We start from the raw sequence: 20,846 nt of genomic DNA on the forward strand, positions 1-20,846 counted from the left end.
TTTCATCATTTATCAGGCCGCATGCGATCGACCCTGACCGTGCATGAACTGGAAGCCTTCCTGGCCGTGGCCGAGCTGCGCAATTTCCGCCTGGCCGCCGAACGCGTCCATGTCTCCCAGCCGGCGCTGAGCCGGTCCGTCCAGTCCGCCGAACACAAGCTCGACGCCCGCCTGTTCGACCGCAACACGCGACGCGTGGAGCTGACCCGCGAGGGCGAGGAACTGCTGCCCATCGCCCGCCGTATCGTGGGCGAATTCCATGACTCGCTCAGTGACCTGTCCGAATTCGTGGCCGGGCGCCGGGGCCGCATCGCCATCGCCTGCCTGCCTTCCGCCGCCGCCGCGCTGCTGCCCCGGGCCATGTCGGTGTTCCAGGCGACGCATCCGCGCGTCACGATCGCGCTCGAACCCGTATCGGCGGAATTCGTGCGGACGCGGGTCCTGGACGGCAGCGCGGACTTCGCCATTTCGGTGGCGCCGCCGCGGCAGGACGGCCTGGCGTTCGAGCCGCTGATCAGCGACGAATTCGTCTGCGTGTGCAGCCGCGGCGATCCCCTGGCTTCACGCCGGCGGGTGTCGTGGTCGGTGCTGGCGGAAAGGCCGCTGGTCGCCAGCGGGCCGGCCAGCAGCATCCGCCAGATCGCCGACCGGGTCATGGCGCAATGCGGCCTGGCCGTCCAGGCGCGCTATGAATGCGCCAACATTTCGGTCGTGGGGGCGATGGTGGCGGCCGGGCTGGGAATCGCCGCCATTCCGCGGCTGGCGCTCCGGCTGATCGACATGTCGGCGCTGGCCGCCATCCCGCTGGCCAGCCCCGGCGTCTCGCGCGAGATGGGCATCCTGACGCGGAGCGGCCGGTCGCTGCCGGCCGCCGCGGGCAGCTTTCTGGAAGTACTGCGCCGGCAGGTCTGAATCCGGATCAGGCTGCGGCGGCCGGCGCGGCGGGGCTGGCCCGCGCCCGGCTACCCGCCTCCCAGAAACCCAGCCCCACCGCCAGCAGCAAGGCGTGGGTCCAGGCCAGGCCCGCCGCGCTGCCGAACACCATCGGCGCGACCAGCCCCGAGACCAGCGCGAACAGCGCCATCTGGATGAAGCCCTGCATCGAGGCCGCGAGCCCCCGCATCTCGGGGAAGATGCTGAGCGCGATCACCGTCATGCTGGGCGAGGCCAGCGACAGGCCGAAGGTATAGAACAGGAAGGGCAGCACGGCATACGGCACGGCAGCCGTGAACAGGCTCGTATAGATCACGGACAGCACGACGCCGAACCCCATGACCAGGAATCCCAGCCGGACCATGCGCTCGGCCGGGATGCGGTGCGCGTAGCGGCTCGCCATGGCCGAGCCCAGCATCAGGCCGCCGACCATGGGCACGAACAGCCAGCCGAACGCGGTCTCGGGCAGGTGCAGGATGTCCATGATGTAGGCCGCGGCCGAGCCCACGTACAAGGGCAGTCCACAGAACGCCAGGCCTATCCCCACGGACATCAGCACGAACCGGGGGCTGGTCACCGAGCGCCGGTAGTTGGCGGCGATGCTGCGCAGGTCGAACGGCGTGCGCCCGGCCGGCGGCAAGGTCTCGTGCAGCACCTGCCGGCTGACCACCCACAGGCCGGCGCCGAACAGGGCCAGCGCCCAGAACACCGAACGCCAGCCGAGCGTGGCCTGCAGCCAGCCGCCCAGGACCGGCGCCAGCGCGGGCGCCACGCCGAACACCATGGTGATCATGGCCATCATCCGCTGCGCCTCGCCGCCCTGGAACCTGTCCTGCACCATGGCGCGCGCGATGACCATGCCGGCGCCGGCGCACAGGCCCTGCAGCACCCGCACCGCGACCAGCATGCCTATGCTGGTGGACAGCGCGGCCAGGATCGAGGTCAGCGTGAACAGCACCAGCGACACCAGCATCACCGGGCGCCGGCCGAACGAATCCGACAAGGTGCCGTAGAACAGGGTCATGACGCTCATGCCGGCGATGTACAGGCTGAGGGTCTGCTGCACGGCCAGCGGCGACGCCTCGAAGGTGACGCCGATCGCGTGGAACGACGGCAAATAGGCATCGATGCCCAGCGGTCCGACCATGGTCAGCAGCGCCAGCACGATGGTCAAGGCATGTTTGGGCATGGGGGACCTATCGGAATGGCCGCCTATTCTACCTGTTTCACGCGGACCGGATACGGGTTAACCCTTAACTTCTGCGCATCACGGCAACTTTACGTCACACACCGTTACGCATCTAAGGGTTATGTTCTTACTACAGAACAACGACGCAGCCCGCCCCGCGCCGCTGCGCAAGGCCCCCCTCGCCGGGCGGCGCCCGTGTCATGCCCTCGCTTTGCGCTCGCGGAAGGCCCACTTTCGGAGAAATCCATGACCGATCCTTCCACCTATCCCCTCCATCGCCGGGGCCGCGTTCCGCTACTGATCTTCGGCATCGTGCTCGTCCTGATCGGCCTCGTGCTCGGCGTCGGCGGCGTGCGCCTCGTCTCGCTCGGCGGCTCCTGGTACTACCTGATCGCGGGCCTGGGGCTGGTCCTCTCCGGCCTGGGCTACGCGCGGGGTTCGCGCGCCGGGGCCTGGCTGTTCGCGCTGGTTTTCATCGGTACGCTGATCTGGTCCTTCTGGGAAGTCGGGCTCGACTTCTGGCAACTGGTGCCGCGGTTGATCGGCGTGATCGTGCTGGCGCTCGTGGCCGCGCTGCTGCACCCGCTGCTGCGCCCCGTGGGCGAGCCGGGCGGCAACAAGGGGGCCTACTCGCTGGCCATGCTGTGCGTGCTGGCGCTGGCCGGCTTCGGCTTCCTGATGTTCCAGCCCCACTTCCCCGTGAGCGCCACGGGCGACGCCCCCACGGCGGTGCCGGCCGCCGCCTCGGGCGGCGACTGGGACCACTACGGACGGGATGCGGCGGGCACCCGCTACGCCCCCTTCTCCCAGATCGACAAGAGCAATGTCGGGAACCTGCAGGTCGCCTGGACCTTCCGCACCGGCGAACCGGCGATCAACGGCGCCGAGGACCAGAACACGCCGCTCCAGGTGGGCGATACGGTGTACCTGTGCACGCCGCACAACCAGGTTTTCGCGCTGAACGCCGAGACCGGCGAGCAACGCTGGAAGTTCGATCCCAAGGCCAGTTCGCCGGTCTGGCAGCGTTGCCGCGGGGTGAGCTACTACGACGCCAGCGCCTCGATGACGGATGCCGCCGCCGACGCCAGTTGCCGCCAGCGCATCGTCCTCAGCACCATCGACGCCCGCCTGATCCAGCTCGACGCCAGGACCGGCAGGCCATGCGCGGCTTTCGGCAACCAGGGCACGGTGGACCTCAAGGCCGGCATGGGAGAGGTCAAGCCCGGCTACTACTTCCAGACCTCCGCGCCCACGGTCGCGCGCGACCTGATCATCATCGGCGGCTGGGTGTACGACAACCGCGCGGTGGACGAACCCTCGGGCGCGGTGCGCGCCTTCAGCGCGAAAAGTGGCGAGCTCGTCTGGGCCTGGGACCTGGGCAACCCCGCCATCACCAAGCTGCCGCCCGACGGCGGCTCGTACACGCGTGGCACGCCCAATGTCTGGTCCACGCCCGCCTACGACGACAAGCTCGGCCTGCTGTACCTGCCCACCGGCAATTCGCCGCCGGACTTCTGGGGCGCCCACCGCAGCAAGGCGGCCGAGGAATACGCCTCGTCCGTCGTCGCGCTGGACGTCGAGACCGGCCGCGAACGCTGGAAATTCCAGACCACCCACCACGACCTCTGGGACTATGACGTGGGCACGCCGCCGACGCTGTATGACCTGCCCGACGGCAAGGGCGGCACGGTCCCGGCGCTGATCCAGGCCACCAAGCGCGGCCAGATCTTCCTGCTGGACCGCCGCGACGGCACGCCGCTGGCCGACGTCAAGGAAGTGCCCGTGCCGCAGGGGGCGCAGGAAGGCGACTGGACCTCGCCCACGCAGCCCTACTCGGTCGGCATGCCCGGCATCGGGACCAAGCCCTTCACCGAAGCCAGCATGTGGGGCGCCACCTTCTTCGACCAGCTGTGGTGCCGCATCGAGTTCCGCAAGATGCGCTACGAAGGCGACTTCACCCCGCTGCGCGCCGACCGCCGCACGCTGATCTACCCGGGCTACTACGGCGGCATGAACTGGGGGGGCGTCTCGGTGGTGCCCGCGCTCGACTACCTGGTGATCAACGACATCCGCATGCCGCAGTGGGCCCGCCTGATCCCGCGCGACGAAACGCCGGACCCGACCAAGGCCGCCTCGGTCCACGAAGGCTATGCGCCGCAGGAGGGCACGCCGTACGGCATCTCGAAGAACGGCTTCATGTCGCCGCTGGGCGTGCCCTGCCACGCGCCGCCCTACGGCACCATGACCGCCATCGACCTGAAGACCCGCAAGACCGTCTGGCAGGCGCCGATGAGCACGCTGCAGGACACCGGCCCCCTGGGCATCAAGACCGGCCTGCAGATTCCCATCGGCATGCCCACGCTGGGCGGGCCGCTGACCACGGCATCGGGCCTGGTGTTCTACGCCGGCACGCAGGACTACTACCTGCGCGCCATCGACGTCCTGACCGGCAAGGAGTTGTGGAAGGGCCGGCTGCCGGTGGGCGCGCAGGCCACGCCCATGACCTACATGTCGCCCGAGAGCGGCCGGCAGTTCGTCGTGATCTCGGCCGGCGGCGCGCGGCAATCGCCGGACCGTGGGGATTACGTGATCGCTTACGCGCTGCCGAAGCAGCCGTAGCTGAGCTAGACTGCCGACGCAGGCCCGGCCCGCGCCGGGCCGGGGTTCCGCCACCGGCAGGACGCCGCGTGGCGGTCTTCGTCGATGCAGGCTCATGACTCCCTTTCACGGCAAACTCAAGATCCGGCACCTGGAAATCGTGCTGGCCATCGCCGATTCCGGCAATCTCTCCAAGGCGGCCCAGCAGTTGCACAGCACCCAGTCGGCGCTGTCGCGCGCGCTGGCCGAGATCGAGGAACTGCTGGGTGGCCGCCTGTACGAGCGCACCGGCAAGGGCATGGCCTGCACGCCGCTGGGCGAGGCCATGTGCCGCCACGGCCGCGTGTTGCTGGGCGACCTGCGCAAGGCCGAGATGGACCTGGCCGCCATCGGCCGGGGCGAACAGGGCAGCCTGGTGGGGGGCTGCTTCTCGCTGTTCTCGGGCTGGCCGCTGACCGACACGGCGCGCCGGTTCCGCGAACGGCACCCCGACATCGCGCTGACCATCACGACGGGCAACCACGACGACCTGCTGGCCGACCTCGACAGCGGCGCGCTGGACGTGTTCCTGAGCCGGGCGCGTCCGACCATGAATCCGGACATCTACCGCGCCGACCCCATCATCACCGATCCGGTGGCGCTGACCTGCGCGCCGCACCATCCGCTGGCCACCGGCCACGCCACGCTGGCCGATTGCGTGGCCTACCCGTGGATCACCGCCCTGCCCGGCAGCCGGATCCAGCGCGAGCTGGAAAGCAACCTGTCGCAGGCGGGACTGGCGCTACCGGCGACCATAGGCGCACTGTCGCTGGAGTTCGGCCGCGACTTCATCCGCGATGCCCGCCATCTCTGGATGCTGCCGGGCTGCGTCGCCGCCGCCATGCAGGCCCGCGGCGAAGTGCACGTGCTGCCGGTGGAGCTGGGCCTGTTGCCCGCTCCCATGGCGGCGATCTGGCGACGGGACCGGCCCGGCAGCCGCCACATGCGTGCCTTCGCCGACGCGCTGGCCGAGGTCGTGGAGCAAGCCGGCCTGCCCTACGGCCCCTGAGGCCGGGACGCCTTGCGCTTTTCGCATGGATTCGTCCGAATCCCGCATAGCCACGCGGTGGCCTTCGTCACTAAGATGCCCGGATCAGAACACGGGAGTCCGCCCCCCATGGCATCCACCCTAGACGTCCAGCTTCCCCAGGGTACGGTACGCGGCCTGCGCGGCCCGGCCGTGAACCGCTACGGCGCCATTCCCTACGCGCGCCCACCGGTGGGCGCCTTGCGCTTTCGCGCGCCCGAGCCCGCCGACTGGAACGGCCTGCTCGACGCCACGGGCGTGGGCACGATCGCGCCGCAACGGCCGGCCCGGCTGCGCGACGTCATGGGCGACCTGGACGGCGAACAGTCCGAGGACTGCCTGCACCTGACGATCTGGACGCCCGCGGCAGACGGCGCCCCGCGGCCGGTGGTGGTCTGGATACACGGCGGCGCCTGGCAGAGCGGCGCCGGCGCCCTGCCCTGGTATGACGGCTCGCGCCTGGCCGAGGAAGGCGACGTGGTCGTGGTCGCCATCAACTACCGGCTGGGCGCCCCGGGCTGGCTGTGCCTGCCCGGGCTGCCGGCCAACCTGGGATTGCTGGACCAGGAAGCCGCCCTGGAGTGGGTGGTCCGCCATATCGGCGCGTTCGGCGGCGACGCCGGACGCATCACGGTGATGGGGCAGTCGGCCGGCGCGAGCTGCATCGCCGCGCTGTGCGGGCGCCAGCCGCGCTTCCACCGTGCCATCCTCCAGAGCGGCGCACTGGGCCGGGGCTTCCGCAGCCTGGAAGACGCTTACGCGCTCGGCCAATTGTTCATGGAAGCGGCCGGCGCGGCCGACCTGGAGGCGCTGCGCGCGCTGCCCATCGAACGACTGCTGGACGCCCAGCAAGCGCCTTCGGTCCTGTCCGCGCTCTCCGCCGGAAACTACGCCGGCCCCCTGTTCACCGTGGTCGCGGACGGCACGGTCGTGCCGCGCGATGCGCAGGCACGCATGGCCGACTGGGCCGGCGCCCGCGACGTGCTGGTCGGCACCACGCGCGACGAGATGGCGGCCTTCCCCGGCTACGGCACCGATGCCGATAGCCGCGCGGTAGGCGAAGCGGCATTTGGCGCCGGCTCGCGCCAGTGGGCCGACGACGCGCGGCGCGCGGGCCGCCAGGCCTGGTCGTACCGGGTCGACTTCGGCCCTACCGAGCGCTTCGGCGCCTGCCATTGCATCGAACTGCCGCTGCTGTTCGGCACGCTGGAGGCCTTCGGCCCGGCCCCCATGCTGGCCGGCGCCGATCCCGGCCACGTACGCGACCTGTCCGCGCGGATGCGCGCCGCGTGGCTGCGCTTCATACGCGGCGGCTCTCCCGGCTGGGACCCTGCCCCGGCGATGCAGATCTTCGATTGACCTCCTTCACTGCGAGACCATCACCATGACCGCTTTCCTCAGGCAGGCGCTGTGCGTCCTGTCGCTGCTGGCCGCCGGCCCCGCCCTGGCCGCCTGGCCCGACAAGCCCGTCCGCATCGTCGTGCCCAACACGCCGGGCGGCCCGGTCGACGTCACCATGCGGCTGCTGGCCACCGAGCTGTCCAGGAAATGGGGCCAGCCCGTCATCATCGAGAACAAGGCCGGCGCATCCGGCATGATCACCGGCGCGGCGGTCGCCTCGTCGCCGCCCGACGGCTACGTGCTGGGCACCATGCTCGCGGCGACCATGACCATCGTGCCCTTCGCGGTGGACAGGATGCCCTACGATCCGCGGAAGGACCTGGCCCCCGTCACGACCGTAGCGCGCACGCCCTTCATCTTCCTGGTCCCGAAGGACAGCCCCTTCAAGACCTGGAAGGATTTCGTCGACGCAGCGCGCCAGCGCGAGCTGAAACTGGGTTCCTACTCCATCGGCACGGGCTTCCACGTGGGCTGGGAACGCATCGCGCGCCAGGCCGGCATCAAGGTGCTCTACGCTCCCTCATCCTCGGCGGCCAAGACCCAGGGCGACCTGCTGGGCGGCATCCTCGACATCTCGTTCGATGCGCCTTCCAGCGCCAAGGGCCTGATCGACAGCGGCCGGCTGCGCCCCCTGGCCATCACCAGCGCGCAGCGCTTCAGCGGACTGCCCGACGTCCCCACGCTGGACGAGTCGGGCCTGAAGGGTTTCTCGACCGAACCCTGGTTCAGCCTGATGGCACGCGCCGGCACGCCCGACGACGTCATCGCGAAGATCCAGCGCGACGTCGCGGCCGTGCTGGCCACGCCGGCCATGCACAGGCAAATGGAAATGCTGGGCCAGGTGCCGGTGGCCGACACGCCGGCAGAATTGGCCGAGACCGTGCGCAAGGACCGCGCCGCCATGGAGCCGCTGGTCAAGGAACTGGGCATACGGCTGCAGTGACGGCCGGCTGGCCCGCGGCACCGGAAGCCCGTACCATCACGGCTTTACGATGGCCGTCCGCATGACCTCGCCGCAACTCAACCGCATCCGCCTGCAACACATCCGCTGCCTGCTCGCCACCGCGCAGCACGGCAACATGCGCGCCGCGGCCGAGTTCCTGTCCATCACCCAGCCCGCCGTCAGCAAGATCATCAAGGAGCTGGAAGAGATCGTCGGCAAGCCGCTGGTGGTCCGCCAGCGCCACGGCGTCGCCCTGACGCCCGCGGGCATGGCCTTCGTGCAGCATGCGCGCCAAGGCGTGATGGCGCTGGAGATGGCGCTGGGCGAAGCCCGCGACCCCGAGGGAGACGCCGTCAAGCTGGGCGTGCTGCCCTCGCTGGCGGTCGACCTGCCGCACGAGATCCTGCGCAGTTGGCGCGCGCGCGGGCGCCACGGCCCCGTGCGCCTGGAGACCGGCATGAATCCGGAGTTGCTGGCGCGGCTGCGTCAGGGCGAGCTGGACGTGGTCGTGGGCCGGCTGGCCGAGCCCGACCACATGCTGGAACTGCGCTTCGAGCCGCTGTGGAGCGAGCCGCTGGTCGTGGCCATGCGGCCGGAACACCCGCTGGCGCGCACCGAGTGGCAGGCCTGGCAGGCGCCGGCGCACCCGGTGATCCTGCCCTTGCCCGGCACCAGCATCTACCAGGCGGCCGACAGCTTCCTGGGCCAGTTGCGCTCCGGCGCCAGCCATGACCGCCTGGAAACCCTGGCCATCCCCTTGGCCCGCAATTTGGCCTTGAACAGCGATGCCCTGTGGTTCGCCTCGCTCAGCACCGTCAAGGCCGACCTCGAACAGGGCGTGCTGGTGGCGCGCCGCGTGCCCGGGGCCGCCACCGAGGCGGTCGGACTCTTCACCCAGGCGCAGCCGGGCACCAGCCGACCGCTGGCCGGGGACATGGCCGACACGGTGCGCGGCGTGGCCGTGCGCTGGCGGGCCGCGTGCGAAGACCTGGGCTGGGATCCCGCCTAAAGGCCGGCTGGGTTCCAAGATATTCCCTACCGTTATATCACGGCGGCATATTCTTCACTTGCCCCTGGACCGGGGCGTGACTACAGTTGCCCCTGCGAACATTCCCACAAACGGTACAGAGACATGAGCAATCCCCTTCTGCCTCCCTCGACGACCGGCGTCTTCGTGCAGCGCGACAGCGACGCGCACCCGCCCGCCTACACCCCCGGCTACAAGACCAGCGTGCTGCGCTCGCCGCGCAAGGCGCTGATCTCCAACGTCGGCACGCTGTCCGAGATCACCTCGCCCGTCTTCCGCCCCGAGGAACTCGGCCCCAAAGACAACGACCTGATCACCAACTTCGCCAAGGACGGCCTGCCCATCGGCGAACGCGTCATCGTCCACGGTTTCCTGCGCGACCAGTTCGGCCGCCCCGTCAAGAATGCCCTGATCGAAGTGTGGCAGGCCAACGCCAGCGGCCGCTACCGCCACAAGAACGACACCTACATCGGCAGCCTGGACCCCAACTTCGGCGGCTGTGGACGCATGCTGACCGACGAGAACGGCTACTACATGTTCCGCACCATCAAGCCCGGGCCCTACCCCTGGCGCAACCGCATCAACGACTGGCGCCCCTCGCACATCCACTTCTCCATCCTGGCCGACGGCTGGGCCCAGCGCCTGATCACGCAGCAGTACTTCGAAGGCGATCCGCTCATCCCGCACTGCCCCATCCTCAAGACCATCAGCAACGAAGAGCAGGTCCGCGGCCTGATCGCCATGCAGGACATCGGCAACTTCATCGCGCTGGACAGCCGCTGCTACCGCTTCGACATCACGGTGCGCGGCCGCACCGCCACCTGGTTTGAAAATTGATCGAGGGCAGGACCATGAGCACCCAAATCACCTTCCTTCCTGAAACCGCCTCGCAAACGGGCGGCCCGTACGTGCACATCGGCCTCGCTCCCAAGCAGGCCGGCTTCGACATCTTCGAAAACAACTTCGACAACAACCTGGTCAAGCCCGAGACCAAGGGCGAGCGCATCCGCCTCGAAGGCCAGGTGTACGACGGCAGCGGCACCGTGCTGCGCGACGTGCTGGTCGAGATCTGGCAGGCCAACGCCGCCGGCAAGTACGCCCATCCCGCCGACACGCAGGACAAGCCCATCGATCCCGCCTTCCGCGGCTGGGGCCGCACCGGCGCCGACTTCGACACCGGCTTCTACAGCTTCGAGACCATCAAGCCCGGAGCCGTCCCCGGCGCCAGGGCCGGCACGATGCAGGCCCCGCACATCTGCCTGATCCTGTTCGCCCGCGGCATCAACCTCGGCCTGCATACCCGCGTCTACTTCGAGGACGAGAAGGCAGCCAACGCCAAGGACCCCATCATCAACGGCATCGAATGGGAAGTCCGCCGCGACACGCTGATCGCCAAGCGCGAGGAGCGCGACGGCAAGGTGGTGTATCGCTTCGACATCCGTATCCAGGACACGCCGGACGGCGGCAAGGAAACGGTGTTTTTCGACGTCTGATCCAGCCGTCGCGAGTGGCCCGCCGGCAGGCGGACCCCTGAATGCCCTCGATTCGGACGCTCTGGCGTCAAGAACGAGGGCATTTTTTGTAGCCACGAGGCTACGAAAATATGGCTTTCACAAAATTTTGTAGCCCCTTGGCTACAAAATAGAATCGATGTTTGTGCCTCTGAGGCTACAGGAATGCTAGGATAGGCCAATATTGAGGCCCAGGGGCTACAAAATGACAACACTAGGAGATGTCGCAAGCATGTTGCGGTCGGCCCGCAAAGATAGCGGTCTGTCCCAGGAGGAAATGGCGCAGCGGGCCGGCGTGGCCCGCTCCACGCTGGCTCGCATGGAAACCGTCGCCCGCGGCGACATGAGCGTTTCTGCGCTAGTCCGATTGCTGGAAGCGGCCGGCTATGACCTGAAAGTGGTCAAGGCAGGCCATATCCGCACCTTGGACGATATCCTTGCGGAACAGCGCCAGCGAGGCGACTCATGAGGCTGGACGTCCACGTGCTCGGCCAACGCGTGGCCAAGCTCTTTCGCGAAGGCGACGAATACGTCTTGCAGTATGAACCCGGAACGCCGGACGACGCCTTCGTCAGCCTGGCCATGCCCGTGCGCAACGAACCCTGGCGCTGGCCGCGCGACCTGCATCCCTTCTTTCGCCAGAACTTGCCCGAGGGCCATCTGTTGAGCGTGATCCGGGAGGTCTTCGGACCACTCATGGATGGCACCGACCTGTCATTGCTGGCCATAGTCGGTGCCTCCGGAATCGGGCGCGTAGCGGTAACGGCCGAAGGTGCTGCGCCCGGTGCGGAACTCACGCCTCTGAACATCGAGGAATTACTCACCGCGGACAATACGGCTCAACACTTCGACGCCCTGGTCCGCCAGTATGCACGCAGCGCCATATCAGGCGTCGTGCCCAAGTTCCTCGCCCCGGCTTTCTCCACGAGCGGCGATGCGCCATCCCTGGGCAAGACAACGCTGCGCACGCCACGACACATCATCAAGGGCTCCGACGACGGCACTCCGTTCCTCGGATTCAACGAATTCCACAGCCTTTGGGTCCTGCGCCGCCTGAACGTCGTACCGGTCGTGCATACGCGGATGTCCGACGATGGCCGGGTCTTGATCGTCGACCGATTCGACCTGGACCAGACGGGCCGGCCCGTTCGTGGCGTCGAAGATGCCTGCAGCCTGCTCGGCCTGCCTCCCCACGAGAAATACGCGCCATCCACCGAACGCGTGCTCCACGCCACGCGCGCTTATATCCCGCCTGCCAACTCGAGATTCCAACTTCTTCACCTGGGCTGGCATCTGCTGGTGAACTATGTCGTCCGCAACGCCGACTGCCACGCCAAGAACATCGCCCTGTACTACACCTCGCGCGACGACGTGGCCTACACGCCCGTCTATGACGTGGTGACCACCCAGGCCTACCCCCAGTTCAGCAACAACGCGCCCGGCCTGTCCATCGACGGACGCAAGACCTGGACTCCAGGCAAAACGCTGGAGCGGTTCTTCGCGGCCCGGCTCGGCATACCTCCCAGCCAATACAAGGCCATGGTGGAACAACTATGCGAATCGGCCGTCGAGGTGGGCCGGGAAGTCATCGAGGCAGCCCGCAACGAACCGCGCTGGAGGTGGATCGCCAAGCAGATGGTGCACGCATGGAACGACGGCATGTGCGCGCTCCGGAGCCCGAGGATGGATGGGAAATATCGTGGCCTGGATGCCGCCATCGAGGAGGCCGGCTACGAAGCGGCCGACACGCCTCGATCCGCTGGCGAAGTCATCGGCCGCTCTGAATTGCTGGCTCGCCGCCGCACATAGGGAAGCTGCGTCAGCCTGTCTGTGCCAGCCAGTCATGCACCAGGTCCGCGATGTCCAGACTGTTGCGGTCCATCATCAGCATGTGCGAGTTGCCCGGCATACCCAGTTCGGGCAGGGACATCAGGCGCACGTCGCCGTGGGTGGCGGCGAAGTCATGGATGCCGGCGCGCATGCGCGGCCAGCGCGGGTCGGTATCCATGTTGTCACCCATCACGACCAGCGTGGGAACGCGGTAAGGGCGATGCGGCTCCAGCGCGGGAATGCTGGCCGGTTCCAGCGCCACCACGGCCCGCACCAGGTCCGGGCGGGCGTGGGCCGCGCGCAGGCCGAACACGCCCGCTTGCGAATGGCAGACCACGATGGCCGGGCCGGTCTTCTCCAGCAAGGCCAGGTAGCCGGCCAGCACGGCCGCGTCGGTGCTGGTCCAGCGGGGCACCATCTGGCTGACCAGTCCGTCGAAGGCCTCCACCGGGAAGCGGGTGTTCGCATAAGCTTGTGAAGCGCGCCGTCCGGCTTCGCCGGGCTGGCCGATGCGGAAACGCTCGTAGATGTCCTCGGCGGTCTGGATGACGGGCGCCTCGGGCCAGACCTCGGGCACGCGCGCAAAGCCCGAGCGTCCGCGTTCGACGGCATCGCACAGGTAGCAGTCCCAGCCCCGCCGCAGGAAATAGTGCAGCCATCCCGGCCGGCCGTCCGGGGTGGTCTCCCAGGCCGCTCCCGTCATGCCTCCGCCGTGCCAGAACAGGATGGGCGCACGATCGGGCGCGGGGTCCGCCAGGAAGTATTGCGCGTACATCTGCTCGACGCGATAGTGGCCGTTGGGATCCACCCGCACGGGTTGCCCGCCTTCGGCCATCAGCAGTTCGCGCGTCGGCAGGCCCCGCAGCTCGATCTCGCGCCCGCCGACGTGGAAAGCGCCCATGTCCCGCAGCCGCAAGGGGCCGGCGCGCCCGGGCCGGACGTCGCCGGCGGCATGGTGCATGCTCATTCCGCGCGAATCTTGTTGGCCTGGATGATGGTTTTCCACTTCTCGTTCTCGCCTGCGATAAACCGGGCCAGGGCCTGCCGCGAGCCTGGCGCGACGTCCACGCCCAGTTGCTGCATGCGCGTCTGCACCTCGGGCGCCTTCAGCGCCGCCACGAAGGCCTGGTTCAGGCGGTCCAGCACCGCGTCGGGCGTGCGCGCCGGCGCCATGATGCCGAACCACGGGGTGATCAGGAAATCCGGGACGCCCGCCTCGGCGAAGGTCGGCACGTCGGGGATGGAAGGCGAACGCTTCTCGCTGGCCACCGCCAGCGCGCGTAGCTTGCCCGAGCGGATGCTGGGCAGCGACGCGGGCAGGTTGTCGAAGTACATGTCGACCTGCCCGCCAAGCAGGTCGGCCGCGACCTGGCCCGCCCCCTTGTACGGAATGTGCGTCAGCTCGATGCCGGCCTTGGTGTTGAGCAGTTCCGTCGCCAGGTGCGCCGAAGTACCGATGCCGGACGAGGCCGAGTTGAGCTTGCCCGGGTGCGCCTTGGCATAGGCGATCAGCTCGGCCACCGACTTGGCCGGCACCTTGGGATTGACGACCAGCACGCTGGGCACGGTGCCGATCATGGCGACCGGCGCGAAGTCCTTCACCACGTCATAAGGCGCCGGCGTATAGAGCGAGGGCGCGACCGCGCAGCCGAACGCGCACATCAGCAGCGTATAGCCGTTGGGTTCGGCGCGCGCCACGGCCTGGCCGCCAATGTTGCCGCTGGCGCCGACCCGGTTCTCGACGATCAGGGGCTGCCCCAGCGTCTTCGACAAGGTCTCGCCCAGCACCCGCGCCAGGATGTCCGGCGTCCCGCCGGGAGGATAGGGCGCGACCACGGTAATGGGCTTGGCGGGAAAGTCGGCGGCCGCGACGGCGCCGCATGCTGCCATGGCGGCGATGCCGGCGGCCAGCGCCGCGGTCCAGCGGCGCGCGCGCGAATTCGGGGTACGGTTCATGGTGTCTCCAGGATGGGCCTTTTGGCGGCCGGATGCCGCGCACTATAGCCAGCGGCCCCGCTCGCCGGCCAATGCCGGGATCGCAAGACATCCATACCAGAATTGCTATAGTGTTTCCCGATCATGCCCACCAGACATACCCCTGCCGACCGCGCGAAACTGCCCAACCTGCGCCGGATGGACATGAACGCGCTCTTGACCTTCGACGCGCTCATGAAGACCCGCAGCGCCACCGCGGCCGCCGCGCTGCTGCACAAGACCCAGCCGGCGATCAGCCGCGAGCTGGCGCGGCTGCGGCGCACGCTGGACGATCCGCTGCTGGTGGTGACGAAAGGCCGCTTCACGCCCACCGAGCGCGCGCTGGAACTACATGCCGTCGTGCGCGACGCGCTGGACCGCATCGAGCACGCGCTGAGCCCGCCCGAGGACTTCGATCCCGCCGGGGCCACCGGTACCGTCAACATCGGGACGGGGGCGCACATCGAACTGCTGCTGGGCGCGCCGCTGCTGCAGCGCCTGCGCGCGGCGGCGCCCCGACTGATCGTCCGCTTCCAGTCCGTGCACGGCGACTTCATACCCGACGACCTGGACGCGGAACGCATGGACATCGCCATCGGCCTCTTCAGCGAGGTTCCCCGGCGCTTCCATTCCATGCGTTTGTTCGCCGATCGCCGGGTCTGCCTGCTGTCGGCCACGCATCCCATGGCGCGGCGCAAGCGCCTGTCGCTGGACGAGCTGGACCGGCTGCAGTGGTTCGCCTTCGCGCAGATGTATGGCCGGCCCACCAACTTCGACCGGCTGCTCAAGCCGCGCCACCGCGACCTGGCGTTCTCGGCGTACCTGTCGGGCTTCGGCATCACGCCCTACGTGCTGCTAGAGACCGACTACGCGACCACCCTGCCGGCCTGCGTAGCCGAGGTGCACCAGCGGCACTTCCCGCTGGCCTCGATCGAACTGCCCGCGCCGCTGCGCGATATCGAGTTCTTCATGGTGTGGTCCAAGCGGCAGCACACCTCGCCCCTGCACACCTGGGTGCGGGGCGAGATCCTGCGGGTGCTGGAGGAAAGAACGGGCCGCGCTATTCCAGGAAATTCCCCGCCGCGAAAACGATAGGCGGTGCGTCCTGGTCGAAGCTCACGCCGATCGGGTCGCCGCCGGCCGCCACGATGTCCAGTTGCTGCTTGAACATGCGCCGCAGCAGGACCAGGCCGCGATCGGAGGTCGCCAGGTTCTCTTCCGAATGCCAGGCGATCGGCCCCTGGCTGACCTGGGCCTCGTAGTCCCCCGGCATGCGCTGGTGTTCCTCTTCGGTCAGTTCCTCCCACAGCTTGCCGTTCATGCGCGACCGCGAACGCGCGATGTCGCCCGCGCGGCGCACCCGGCCCGCCGTGTAGATCCGGAAGCTGGTGTCGTCGATGGGCAGGACCCAACCCAGCGACTCCACGGTGCCGTAGTGCGCCAGCCGGGGGCTGGGGATCACCCGCAAGGTGGGCAGCGCGGCCTCGCCCACGCGGCGCAGCGTCTTGCCGTCGTCCAGCCGCCGTACCGCCGTGGCGCTGACGCCCGCGTCCGTGTAGTCGAACGTGACCTCGGGCATCACACCCATCTGCGGCACGAATTGCGTGCCGCTGAAGCTCGAGTGCAGGATCGCGACGTGGAAGGGATCGACCACGTTCTCGAAGTGCTGGAGCCAGTTGCAGGGAATGACCTGCGGACCGCCTCCGCCTATGCTTTGGTCGTTGGCCTCGATGAACTCGCCCTGGGCCAGGTTCTCCAGCGCGGCGTAGCGCGGCAGGACCGGTTTCCTGGCAGGCGGCCCCATGTAGGCGAAGATCAGGCCGTAGCGTTCTTCGACGGGATACCAGGGCTGGCGGATGCGGTCGCGCGACAGGCCGCCCTGCGGCTCGCAGGGCTGGTCGGTGCAATGGCCCTGCACGTCGAACAGCCATCCGTGATAGCAGCAGCGTATGCCGCCGTCCTCGACGCGGCCGTAGTACAGCGAGGTGCCGCGATGGGCGCAGTGCGGATACAGCAGCCCGGGCCGCCCCTGGCGGTCGCGGAACAGGATCAGGTCCTCGCCCAGCGCGCGCACCTTGCGCGGCACCTCGCTCGCGTCGGCCGACACGCCGATGGGATGCCAGTAGCGGCGCAGCAGTTCGCCCATGGGCGTGCCCCGGCCGACCTGCGTCAGCGTGGCGTTGTAGGTGGCGGGCTTGCGCTCGTAGGCGGTACCGGCATCCGGCAATGTCGTGGTCGTCATGTTCCCTCGTCCTCGTGTCCTGGTTTCAGTTCTTCAGCGTCACCCCGGCGGCATCCACCAGTTGCTTGAAACGGGCGTAGTCGGCGCGGGCATTGGCGATGAATTCATCTGGCCGGTTGGCCACCGGCTGGAATCCGAGATCGACGATGCGGGCGCGCACATCGTCCGTACGGGTGGCCGCCTGCAGGCTGGCCACGAGCTTGTCGCGCACCGCGGGCGGAATACCGGCGGGCGCGTAGGCGCCTATCCAGCCTTCGAGCTCGAAGCCTTTGAGCCCTTGCTCCAGAAACGTGGGAACGGCGGCGAGTATGGGCGCGCGCTGCCGCCCCGGCACGCCCAGGACCTTCATCTTCCCCGCCTGCGACATGTTGCGGGCAGTGCCCGGATTGGCCCAGGCCAGGTCCAGCCGGCCCGCTTCCATGTCCTGGTGGGCGATGGACTCGGTCTTGTAGGGCACGTGTATCAGCCCCGGGATGGCTTCGTGCCTGAGCAGCTCGCCGAACAGATGGGCGATCGTGCCGGTGCCCCAGGTGCCGTAGGTCAGGCTCGGGTGCTTCCTGGCATAGTCCTTCAGCTCGGCCAGGTTCGAGTACGGCGCCGAAGCGGCGGCCACCAGCACCGGGCCGGAGCCGATGGCGAGCTGCGACAGCGGCTGGAAATCCCTGGCCGCATCGTAGGGCAGCTTGTCGTGAAGGATGGGATTGTTGATGTGCGTCGTCTGCAAGGTGATGAGCAACGTATAGCCGTCGGGCGGAGCCTTGGCGACGGCGTCCGCGGCCAGGATGCCGCTGGCCCCCGGCTTGGGGTCCACTACCACCGGCTGGCCCCAGGCCAACCGAAGTTGTTCGGCATAGGCCCGGGCCAGCAGGTCGATCGGGCTGCCGCCCGGACCGTAGGGAATGATGCGCACCGGGCGCGAGGGAAAGCCGCCGGCGCCCGACGGCTGGGCATGCGCGGCGCCGGCCGCGAGCCAGGCCAGCGACGCGGCGACAAGCGCTCGCGCGGCAATGCGGGCGTGGGCTTGCCACGCACGGCGGATACAGGACATGGTGGTCTCCTCCGGGCCTGGAGCGCGATGGATCCGCCACGGCCCTTTATATGCAAACGCAACGATATTAAAATTAACGACATATCATTGCATTGTCAACGACATGCAAAGTCGCCCCGCCGCGCGCGGCCGCCCCTATCATTGGCGTTTCGCCTTCCCGCCCCAGCCATGCCCGCCGCAAAGAAGAAGCTCGCATCCTTCAAGACCCTGCCGGCCTTCCAGCTCGAGATGCTGGCCGCGCTCGTGGCCAGCCGCAACGAACTGCGGCACCAGCGCCGCTTCGGGCTGCGCAGCGTCGAGTGTCATGTCCTGGGCATCGTCGGCGCGCAGGCGCCCATCTCGTTGCGCCGGCTGTGCGCCGAACTCGGACTGGACAAGAGCCATGGCAGCCGCCTGGTCGCCAAGCTGGAAGAACGCGGGCTGCTGGAACGCTGCGACGACCCTGCCGACAAGCGTTCGTTCTATCTCCTCCTGACACCGCAGGGCGTGGACATGCACGCGCGCATCCATGCCGATGCGGTCGAGCGCAACGCCGAATGGCTGGAGGGGCTGTCCGCCGCCCGACGTGGCGTGTTCCTCGAATGCGTCGCGCAATTGACTGCCCATTCCCAGGCCATGCTGGCACGGGAAGAAGCCGCGTCGGGGCAGCCGGCATCCCCGCGCCAGGAGGCCGGGGACGGCATCGAGACCCGCGGGCTCCTGCTGGTCGAACGAGCCAGGCTGCAGCAGTTGCACGAGCAATTGGCGGCGCTGCTGGCTCGCGGATAGGCCCGGCGCCATCTCGCGCATTTCGCCGGTAAATGCCGGGTATTTACGCTATTCGTTAGATTCCGCCCGGACCCCGGTGATACCGTCTCCTGGCCGGTGCCCGCCCGCGCGGGCCTGGAAGAACGGCCGCGAGCCGCCCAGAACGATGGAGACGATGATGCCCCTGAAAGTCCTTCCGGCCGCCGCGCTGCTGGCCGCCGCCTGTACCCTGCCCGCCTTCGCCCAGGCCCCCGTCAAGATCGGGTTCCTGGGCGAGTTCTCCGGCCCGCAGGCCGGCCTCGGCCAGGACATGTACGACGGCTTCATGCTGGGCATCCGGCAGGCCGGCGGCAAGCTGGGCGGCGTCCCCGTGGAGGTGCTGCGGGAGGACACGCAACTCAAGCCCGACGTGGCGGTGCAGGTGGCGCGCAAGCTGATCGAGAAGGACAAGGTGCCCATCATCGCCGGCATCACCTTCTCGAACATCATGATGTCGGTGCAGCCGCTGGCCACGCGGCGGGAGGTCTTCGTCATCGGCACCAATGCCGGACCTTCGCCGATCGCCGGCGACAAGTGCTCGCCCTACCAGTTCATCGTGTCGCGCCAGGGCGACCAGCAGGCCGAAGTGCTGGGCAAGTACGCGACGCAGCGCGGCTACAAGCGCGTGGTCATGATGGCGCCCAACTACCAGGCGGGCAAGGACGTGCTGGCCGGCTTCCGCCGCTACTTCAAGAACGAGGTCGTGGAAGAGATCCACACGCCGCTCGACCAGTTCGATTTCTCGGCCGAACTGTCGCGCGTCGCGGCCCACAAGCCCGATGCGGTCTTCGCGTTCTACCCCGGCAGCCCCGGCGTGAACTTCCTCCGCCAGTACCGCCAGCTAGGGCTGGCTGACCGCATCCCGCTGATGTCCGTCGCGGTGGTCGACGGCGTATCGCTGCCCGCGCTGCGCGAAGCGGCGCTGGGCGTGCTGCTGGGCAGCACCTGGGGCCCCGACCTGCCAGCCGAGGCAAACCGCCGCTTCGTGTCCGCGTTCGAGGCAGCCTATGGCCGCACGCCATCGGAATACGCCGCCACCAGCTACGATGCGGCCCGGCTGCTGGATGCGGCGATCGGCGCGGTCAAGGGCAACGTCGCGGACAAGCCCGCCTTCATGGCGGCGCTCAAGGCGGCCCGCTTCGACTCGGTGCGCGGCAACTTCAAGTTCGGCAACAACCATTTCCCCATCCAGGACCTGCACGTGTTCCAGGTCGTGCGCGACAGCGAGCACCAGGTCGCCCTCAAGACGGTGGAAACCCCGATGAAGGGAGTCCAGGACGCCTACCACGATGGATGTACCATGCGCTGACGGCGGACATGCCCTGAAGGCAGCTGCCGGGCCATGAACCTGAACACCCTGGACCTGAACCTGCTGCTTGTCTTCGACGCGGTGCTGCGCACCGGCAGCACCACCCTGGCCGGCGAGGAGCTGGGCCTGACGCAGTCGGCGGTCAGCAACGGACTGCGCCGGCTGCGCGCCGCCTTCGACGACCCCTTGTTCATCAAGACCGCGCAGGGCATGAGCCCGACGCCGATGGCCGAACGCCTGGCGCCGTCCCTGCGCGAGGGCCTGGACAGGATCCGGCAAGCCATCGACGACCGCGAGGATTTCGTGCCGGCCGCGTCGCAGCGCCAGTACGTCCTGTATGCCAGCGACACCGGCCAGCGCGTCTTCCTGCCCCGGCTGCTGGGTCGGCTGCGGCGCGAGGCCCCGGGCATACAACTGGTCACCTTGCAGGCCTCGCCCCGCGATGCGCCGCGGCTGATGGCCGCGGGCGAGATCGATCTCGCGCTGGGCTTCTTCCTGCATTTCCAGGCGGGTTTCTACCGCCAGAAACTGTTCAGCGACCACTACGTCTGCATGGCGGCAGCCGACCATCCCGCCATACGCGGTCCGATGACGCTGGCGCAGTACATGCACGCGCCACACGTGGTGTACCGCCCCGCCGTGGGCAGCCACGCGTTCTTCGAGGACGTCATCGACAAGCTGTTCTCCGAGCACAACCTGCGCCGCCAGGTGGTGCTGCAGGTCACTCATGGCCTGGGCCTGCCGGAAATCATCGCCGGCACCGACATGCTGGTGGCCGTTCCCGCCAGCCTGGCGCAGGCCTGCGCGGGCAGTCCCGGCGTGCGCTTCCTGCCGCTGCCGTTCGATGCGCCGCTGGTGGACATCACCCAGCAGTGGCACGAACGCTTCCACCGCGACCTGGGCCACGCCTGGCTGCGGCGGACCATTGCCGAGCTGTTCCAGGACGGCGGCGCCGCGCCCGCGTGAGCGCGGGCATTTGCGGCGGGAAT

19 protein-coding genes are annotated in these 20,846 nt (G+C 68.6%); 14 read left to right on the forward strand and 5 right to left on the reverse strand.

What is annotated here, in order from left to right; genetic code table 11:
- Positions 1 to 21 precede the first annotated feature (21 nt).
- Positions 22 to 912, forward strand: coding sequence for a LysR family transcriptional regulator (locus CDO46_RS17495; RefSeq protein WP_087839769.1), 891 nt, complete (start codon positions 22 to 24; stop codon positions 910 to 912).
- Between the two features lie 7 nt (positions 913 to 919).
- Here the strand turns inward: CDO46_RS17495 and CDO46_RS17500 are convergent, their stop codons facing one another.
- The gene (locus CDO46_RS17500; protein WP_087839770.1) at positions 920 to 2,122 is read right to left on the reverse strand and encodes a multidrug effflux MFS transporter; all 1,203 of its coding nucleotides are present in this window, start codon (positions 2,120 to 2,122) and stop codon (positions 920 to 922) included.
- Positions 2,123 to 2,368: 246 nt separating this feature from the next.
- Here CDO46_RS17500 and CDO46_RS17505 point away from each other — a divergent pair, with 246 nt between their 5' ends.
- The 9 genes from CDO46_RS17505 (at position 2,369) to CDO46_RS17545 (ending at position 12,477) form a co-directional block, all read left to right on the forward strand.
- Positions 2,369 to 4,741 carry a membrane-bound PQQ-dependent dehydrogenase, glucose/quinate/shikimate family gene (locus CDO46_RS17505; protein ID WP_087839771.1) on the forward strand — a complete coding sequence of 791 codons (2,373 nt, stop codon included), beginning with the start codon at positions 2,369 to 2,371 and terminating at the stop codon, positions 4,739 to 4,741.
- Positions 4,742 to 4,835: 94 nt separating this feature from the next.
- Positions 4,836 to 5,768: a LysR family transcriptional regulator gene (locus CDO46_RS17510; RefSeq protein WP_087839772.1), complete on the forward strand. Its 933-nt coding sequence runs from the start codon at positions 4,836 to 4,838 to the stop codon at positions 5,766 to 5,768.
- Between the two features lie 108 nt (positions 5,769 to 5,876).
- Positions 5,877 to 7,145, forward strand: a complete 1,269-nt coding sequence (locus CDO46_RS17515; protein WP_087839773.1) for a carboxylesterase/lipase family protein — start codon at positions 5,877 to 5,879, stop codon at positions 7,143 to 7,145.
- 25 nt (positions 7,146 to 7,170) lie between these two features.
- Positions 7,171 to 8,130: a tripartite tricarboxylate transporter substrate binding protein gene (locus tag CDO46_RS17520; RefSeq protein ID WP_087839774.1), complete on the forward strand. Its 960-nt coding sequence runs from the start codon at positions 7,171 to 7,173 to the stop codon at positions 8,128 to 8,130.
- Positions 8,131 to 8,191: 61 nt separating this feature from the next.
- On the forward strand, positions 8,192 to 9,139 hold the full coding sequence (locus CDO46_RS17525) for a LysR substrate-binding domain-containing protein (RefSeq protein ID WP_165963352.1): 948 nt from the start codon (positions 8,192 to 8,194) through the stop codon (positions 9,137 to 9,139).
- Positions 9,140 to 9,262: 123 nt separating this feature from the next.
- The gene (gene pcaH / locus CDO46_RS17530) at positions 9,263 to 9,994 is read left to right on the forward strand and encodes a protocatechuate 3,4-dioxygenase subunit beta (RefSeq protein ID WP_087839776.1); all 732 of its coding nucleotides are present in this window, start codon (positions 9,263 to 9,265) and stop codon (positions 9,992 to 9,994) included.
- A gap of 14 nt (positions 9,995 to 10,008) precedes the next feature.
- Positions 10,009 to 10,650, forward strand: a complete 642-nt coding sequence (gene pcaG / locus CDO46_RS17535) for a protocatechuate 3,4-dioxygenase subunit alpha (protein ID WP_087839823.1) — start codon at positions 10,009 to 10,011, stop codon at positions 10,648 to 10,650.
- A gap of 223 nt (positions 10,651 to 10,873) precedes the next feature.
- Complete coding sequence (locus CDO46_RS17540; protein ID WP_087839777.1) at positions 10,874 to 11,137, forward strand: helix-turn-helix transcriptional regulator; 264 nt, start codon at positions 10,874 to 10,876, stop codon at positions 11,135 to 11,137.
- A complete protein-coding gene (locus CDO46_RS17545; protein ID WP_087839778.1) occupies positions 11,134 to 12,477 on the forward strand; it encodes a type II toxin-antitoxin system HipA family toxin in 1,344 nt (447 codons plus the stop codon). The genes CDO46_RS17540 and CDO46_RS17545 overlap by 4 nt, the downstream gene beginning before the upstream one ends.
- Before the next feature lie 10 nt (positions 12,478 to 12,487).
- Here the strand turns inward: CDO46_RS17545 and CDO46_RS17550 are convergent, their stop codons facing one another.
- Together CDO46_RS17550 and CDO46_RS17555 are read right to left on the reverse strand one after the other, a co-directional pair.
- Positions 12,488 to 13,459 carry a hypothetical protein gene (locus tag CDO46_RS17550; RefSeq protein ID WP_087839824.1) on the reverse strand — a complete coding sequence of 324 codons (972 nt, stop codon included), beginning with the start codon at positions 13,457 to 13,459 and terminating at the stop codon, positions 12,488 to 12,490.
- Positions 13,460 to 13,461: 2 nt separating this feature from the next.
- Positions 13,462 to 14,454 carry a tripartite tricarboxylate transporter substrate binding protein gene (locus CDO46_RS17555; protein ID WP_087839779.1) on the reverse strand — a complete coding sequence of 331 codons (993 nt, stop codon included), beginning with the start codon at positions 14,452 to 14,454 and terminating at the stop codon, positions 13,462 to 13,464.
- A 123-nt stretch (positions 14,455 to 14,577) separates the two neighbouring features.
- Here CDO46_RS17555 and CDO46_RS17560 point away from each other — a divergent pair, with 123 nt between their 5' ends.
- Positions 14,578 to 15,567 carry a LysR family transcriptional regulator gene (locus CDO46_RS17560; protein ID WP_087839780.1) on the forward strand — a complete coding sequence of 330 codons (990 nt, stop codon included), beginning with the start codon at positions 14,578 to 14,580 and terminating at the stop codon, positions 15,565 to 15,567.
- Here CDO46_RS17560 and CDO46_RS17565 read toward each other — a convergent pair.
- Positions 15,533 to 16,714: an aromatic ring-hydroxylating dioxygenase subunit alpha gene (locus CDO46_RS17565; RefSeq protein WP_087839781.1), complete on the reverse strand. Its 1,182-nt coding sequence runs from the start codon at positions 16,712 to 16,714 to the stop codon at positions 15,533 to 15,535. The two genes, CDO46_RS17560 and CDO46_RS17565, sit on opposite strands and share 35 nt — an antisense overlap.
- 25 nt (positions 16,715 to 16,739) lie before the next feature.
- On the reverse strand, positions 16,740 to 17,762 hold the full coding sequence (locus CDO46_RS17570; RefSeq protein ID WP_087839782.1) for a tripartite tricarboxylate transporter substrate binding protein: 1,023 nt from the start codon (positions 17,760 to 17,762) through the stop codon (positions 16,740 to 16,742).
- Between the two features lie 168 nt (positions 17,763 to 17,930).
- Here CDO46_RS17570 and CDO46_RS17575 point away from each other — a divergent pair, with 168 nt between their 5' ends.
- The 3 genes from CDO46_RS17575 to CDO46_RS17585 all read left to right on the forward strand — a co-directional run bounded on the left by CDO46_RS17575 (position 17,931) and on the right by CDO46_RS17585 (position 20,823).
- Positions 17,931 to 18,530 carry a MarR family winged helix-turn-helix transcriptional regulator gene (locus tag CDO46_RS17575; RefSeq protein WP_165963354.1) on the forward strand — a complete coding sequence of 200 codons (600 nt, stop codon included), beginning with the start codon at positions 17,931 to 17,933 and terminating at the stop codon, positions 18,528 to 18,530.
- Positions 18,531 to 18,687: 157 nt separating this feature from the next.
- Positions 18,688 to 19,857, forward strand: coding sequence for an ABC transporter substrate-binding protein (locus tag CDO46_RS17580; RefSeq protein WP_087839783.1), 1,170 nt, complete (start codon positions 18,688 to 18,690; stop codon positions 19,855 to 19,857).
- 33 nt (positions 19,858 to 19,890) lie between these two features.
- Positions 19,891 to 20,823: a LysR family transcriptional regulator gene (locus tag CDO46_RS17585; RefSeq protein ID WP_087839784.1), complete on the forward strand. Its 933-nt coding sequence runs from the start codon at positions 19,891 to 19,893 to the stop codon at positions 20,821 to 20,823.
- The last annotated feature ends 23 nt before the right edge of the window (positions 20,824 to 20,846 follow it).

This window comes from Pigmentiphaga sp. NML030171, from assembly GCF_002188635.1.
Taxonomy (GTDB): domain Bacteria; phylum Pseudomonadota; class Gammaproteobacteria; order Burkholderiales; family Burkholderiaceae_B; genus Pigmentiphaga; species Pigmentiphaga daeguensis.

What these genes read in the sequence shown, in the direction of transcription:
- CDO46_RS17560 (WP_087839780.1), top strand. Translation starts at nt 14,578, where the DNA reads ATGCCCACCAGACATACCCCTGCCGACCGCGCGAAACTGCCCAACCTG.
- CDO46_RS17555 (WP_087839779.1), bottom strand. Translation starts at nt 14,454, where the DNA reads ATGAACCGTACCCCGAATTCGCGCGCGCGCCGCTGGACCGCGGCGCTG.
- CDO46_RS17570 (WP_087839782.1), bottom strand. Translation starts at nt 17,762, where the DNA reads ATGTCCTGTATCCGCCGTGCGTGGCAAGCCCACGCCCGCATTGCCGCG.
- CDO46_RS17575 (WP_165963354.1), top strand. Translation starts at nt 17,931, where the DNA reads ATGCCCGCCGCAAAGAAGAAGCTCGCATCCTTCAAGACCCTGCCGGCC.
- CDO46_RS17515 (WP_087839773.1), top strand. Translation starts at nt 5,877, where the DNA reads ATGGCATCCACCCTAGACGTCCAGCTTCCCCAGGGTACGGTACGCGGC.
- CDO46_RS17505 (WP_087839771.1), top strand. Translation starts at nt 2,369, where the DNA reads ATGACCGATCCTTCCACCTATCCCCTCCATCGCCGGGGCCGCGTTCCG.
- pcaG (WP_087839823.1), top strand. Translation starts at nt 10,009, where the DNA reads ATGAGCACCCAAATCACCTTCCTTCCTGAAACCGCCTCGCAAACGGGC.
- CDO46_RS17580 (WP_087839783.1), top strand. Translation starts at nt 18,688, where the DNA reads ATGCCCCTGAAAGTCCTTCCGGCCGCCGCGCTGCTGGCCGCCGCCTGT.
- CDO46_RS17550 (WP_087839824.1), bottom strand. Translation starts at nt 13,459, where the DNA reads ATGCACCATGCCGCCGGCGACGTCCGGCCCGGGCGCGCCGGCCCCTTG.
- CDO46_RS17545 (WP_087839778.1), top strand. Translation starts at nt 11,134, where the DNA reads ATGAGGCTGGACGTCCACGTGCTCGGCCAACGCGTGGCCAAGCTCTTT.
- CDO46_RS17510 (WP_087839772.1), top strand. Translation starts at nt 4,836, where the DNA reads ATGACTCCCTTTCACGGCAAACTCAAGATCCGGCACCTGGAAATCGTG.
- CDO46_RS17495 (WP_087839769.1), top strand. Translation starts at nt 22, where the DNA reads ATGCGATCGACCCTGACCGTGCATGAACTGGAAGCCTTCCTGGCCGTG.
- CDO46_RS17500 (WP_087839770.1), bottom strand. Translation starts at nt 2,122, where the DNA reads ATGCCCAAACATGCCTTGACCATCGTGCTGGCGCTGCTGACCATGGTC.
- CDO46_RS17540 (WP_087839777.1), top strand. Translation starts at nt 10,874, where the DNA reads ATGACAACACTAGGAGATGTCGCAAGCATGTTGCGGTCGGCCCGCAAA.
- CDO46_RS17565 (WP_087839781.1), bottom strand. Translation starts at nt 16,714, where the DNA reads ATGACGACCACGACATTGCCGGATGCCGGTACCGCCTACGAGCGCAAG.
- CDO46_RS17525 (WP_165963352.1), top strand. Translation starts at nt 8,192, where the DNA reads ATGACCTCGCCGCAACTCAACCGCATCCGCCTGCAACACATCCGCTGC.
- pcaH (WP_087839776.1), top strand. Translation starts at nt 9,263, where the DNA reads ATGAGCAATCCCCTTCTGCCTCCCTCGACGACCGGCGTCTTCGTGCAG.
- CDO46_RS17520 (WP_087839774.1), top strand. Translation starts at nt 7,171, where the DNA reads ATGACCGCTTTCCTCAGGCAGGCGCTGTGCGTCCTGTCGCTGCTGGCC.
- CDO46_RS17585 (WP_087839784.1), top strand. Translation starts at nt 19,891, where the DNA reads ATGAACCTGAACACCCTGGACCTGAACCTGCTGCTTGTCTTCGACGCG.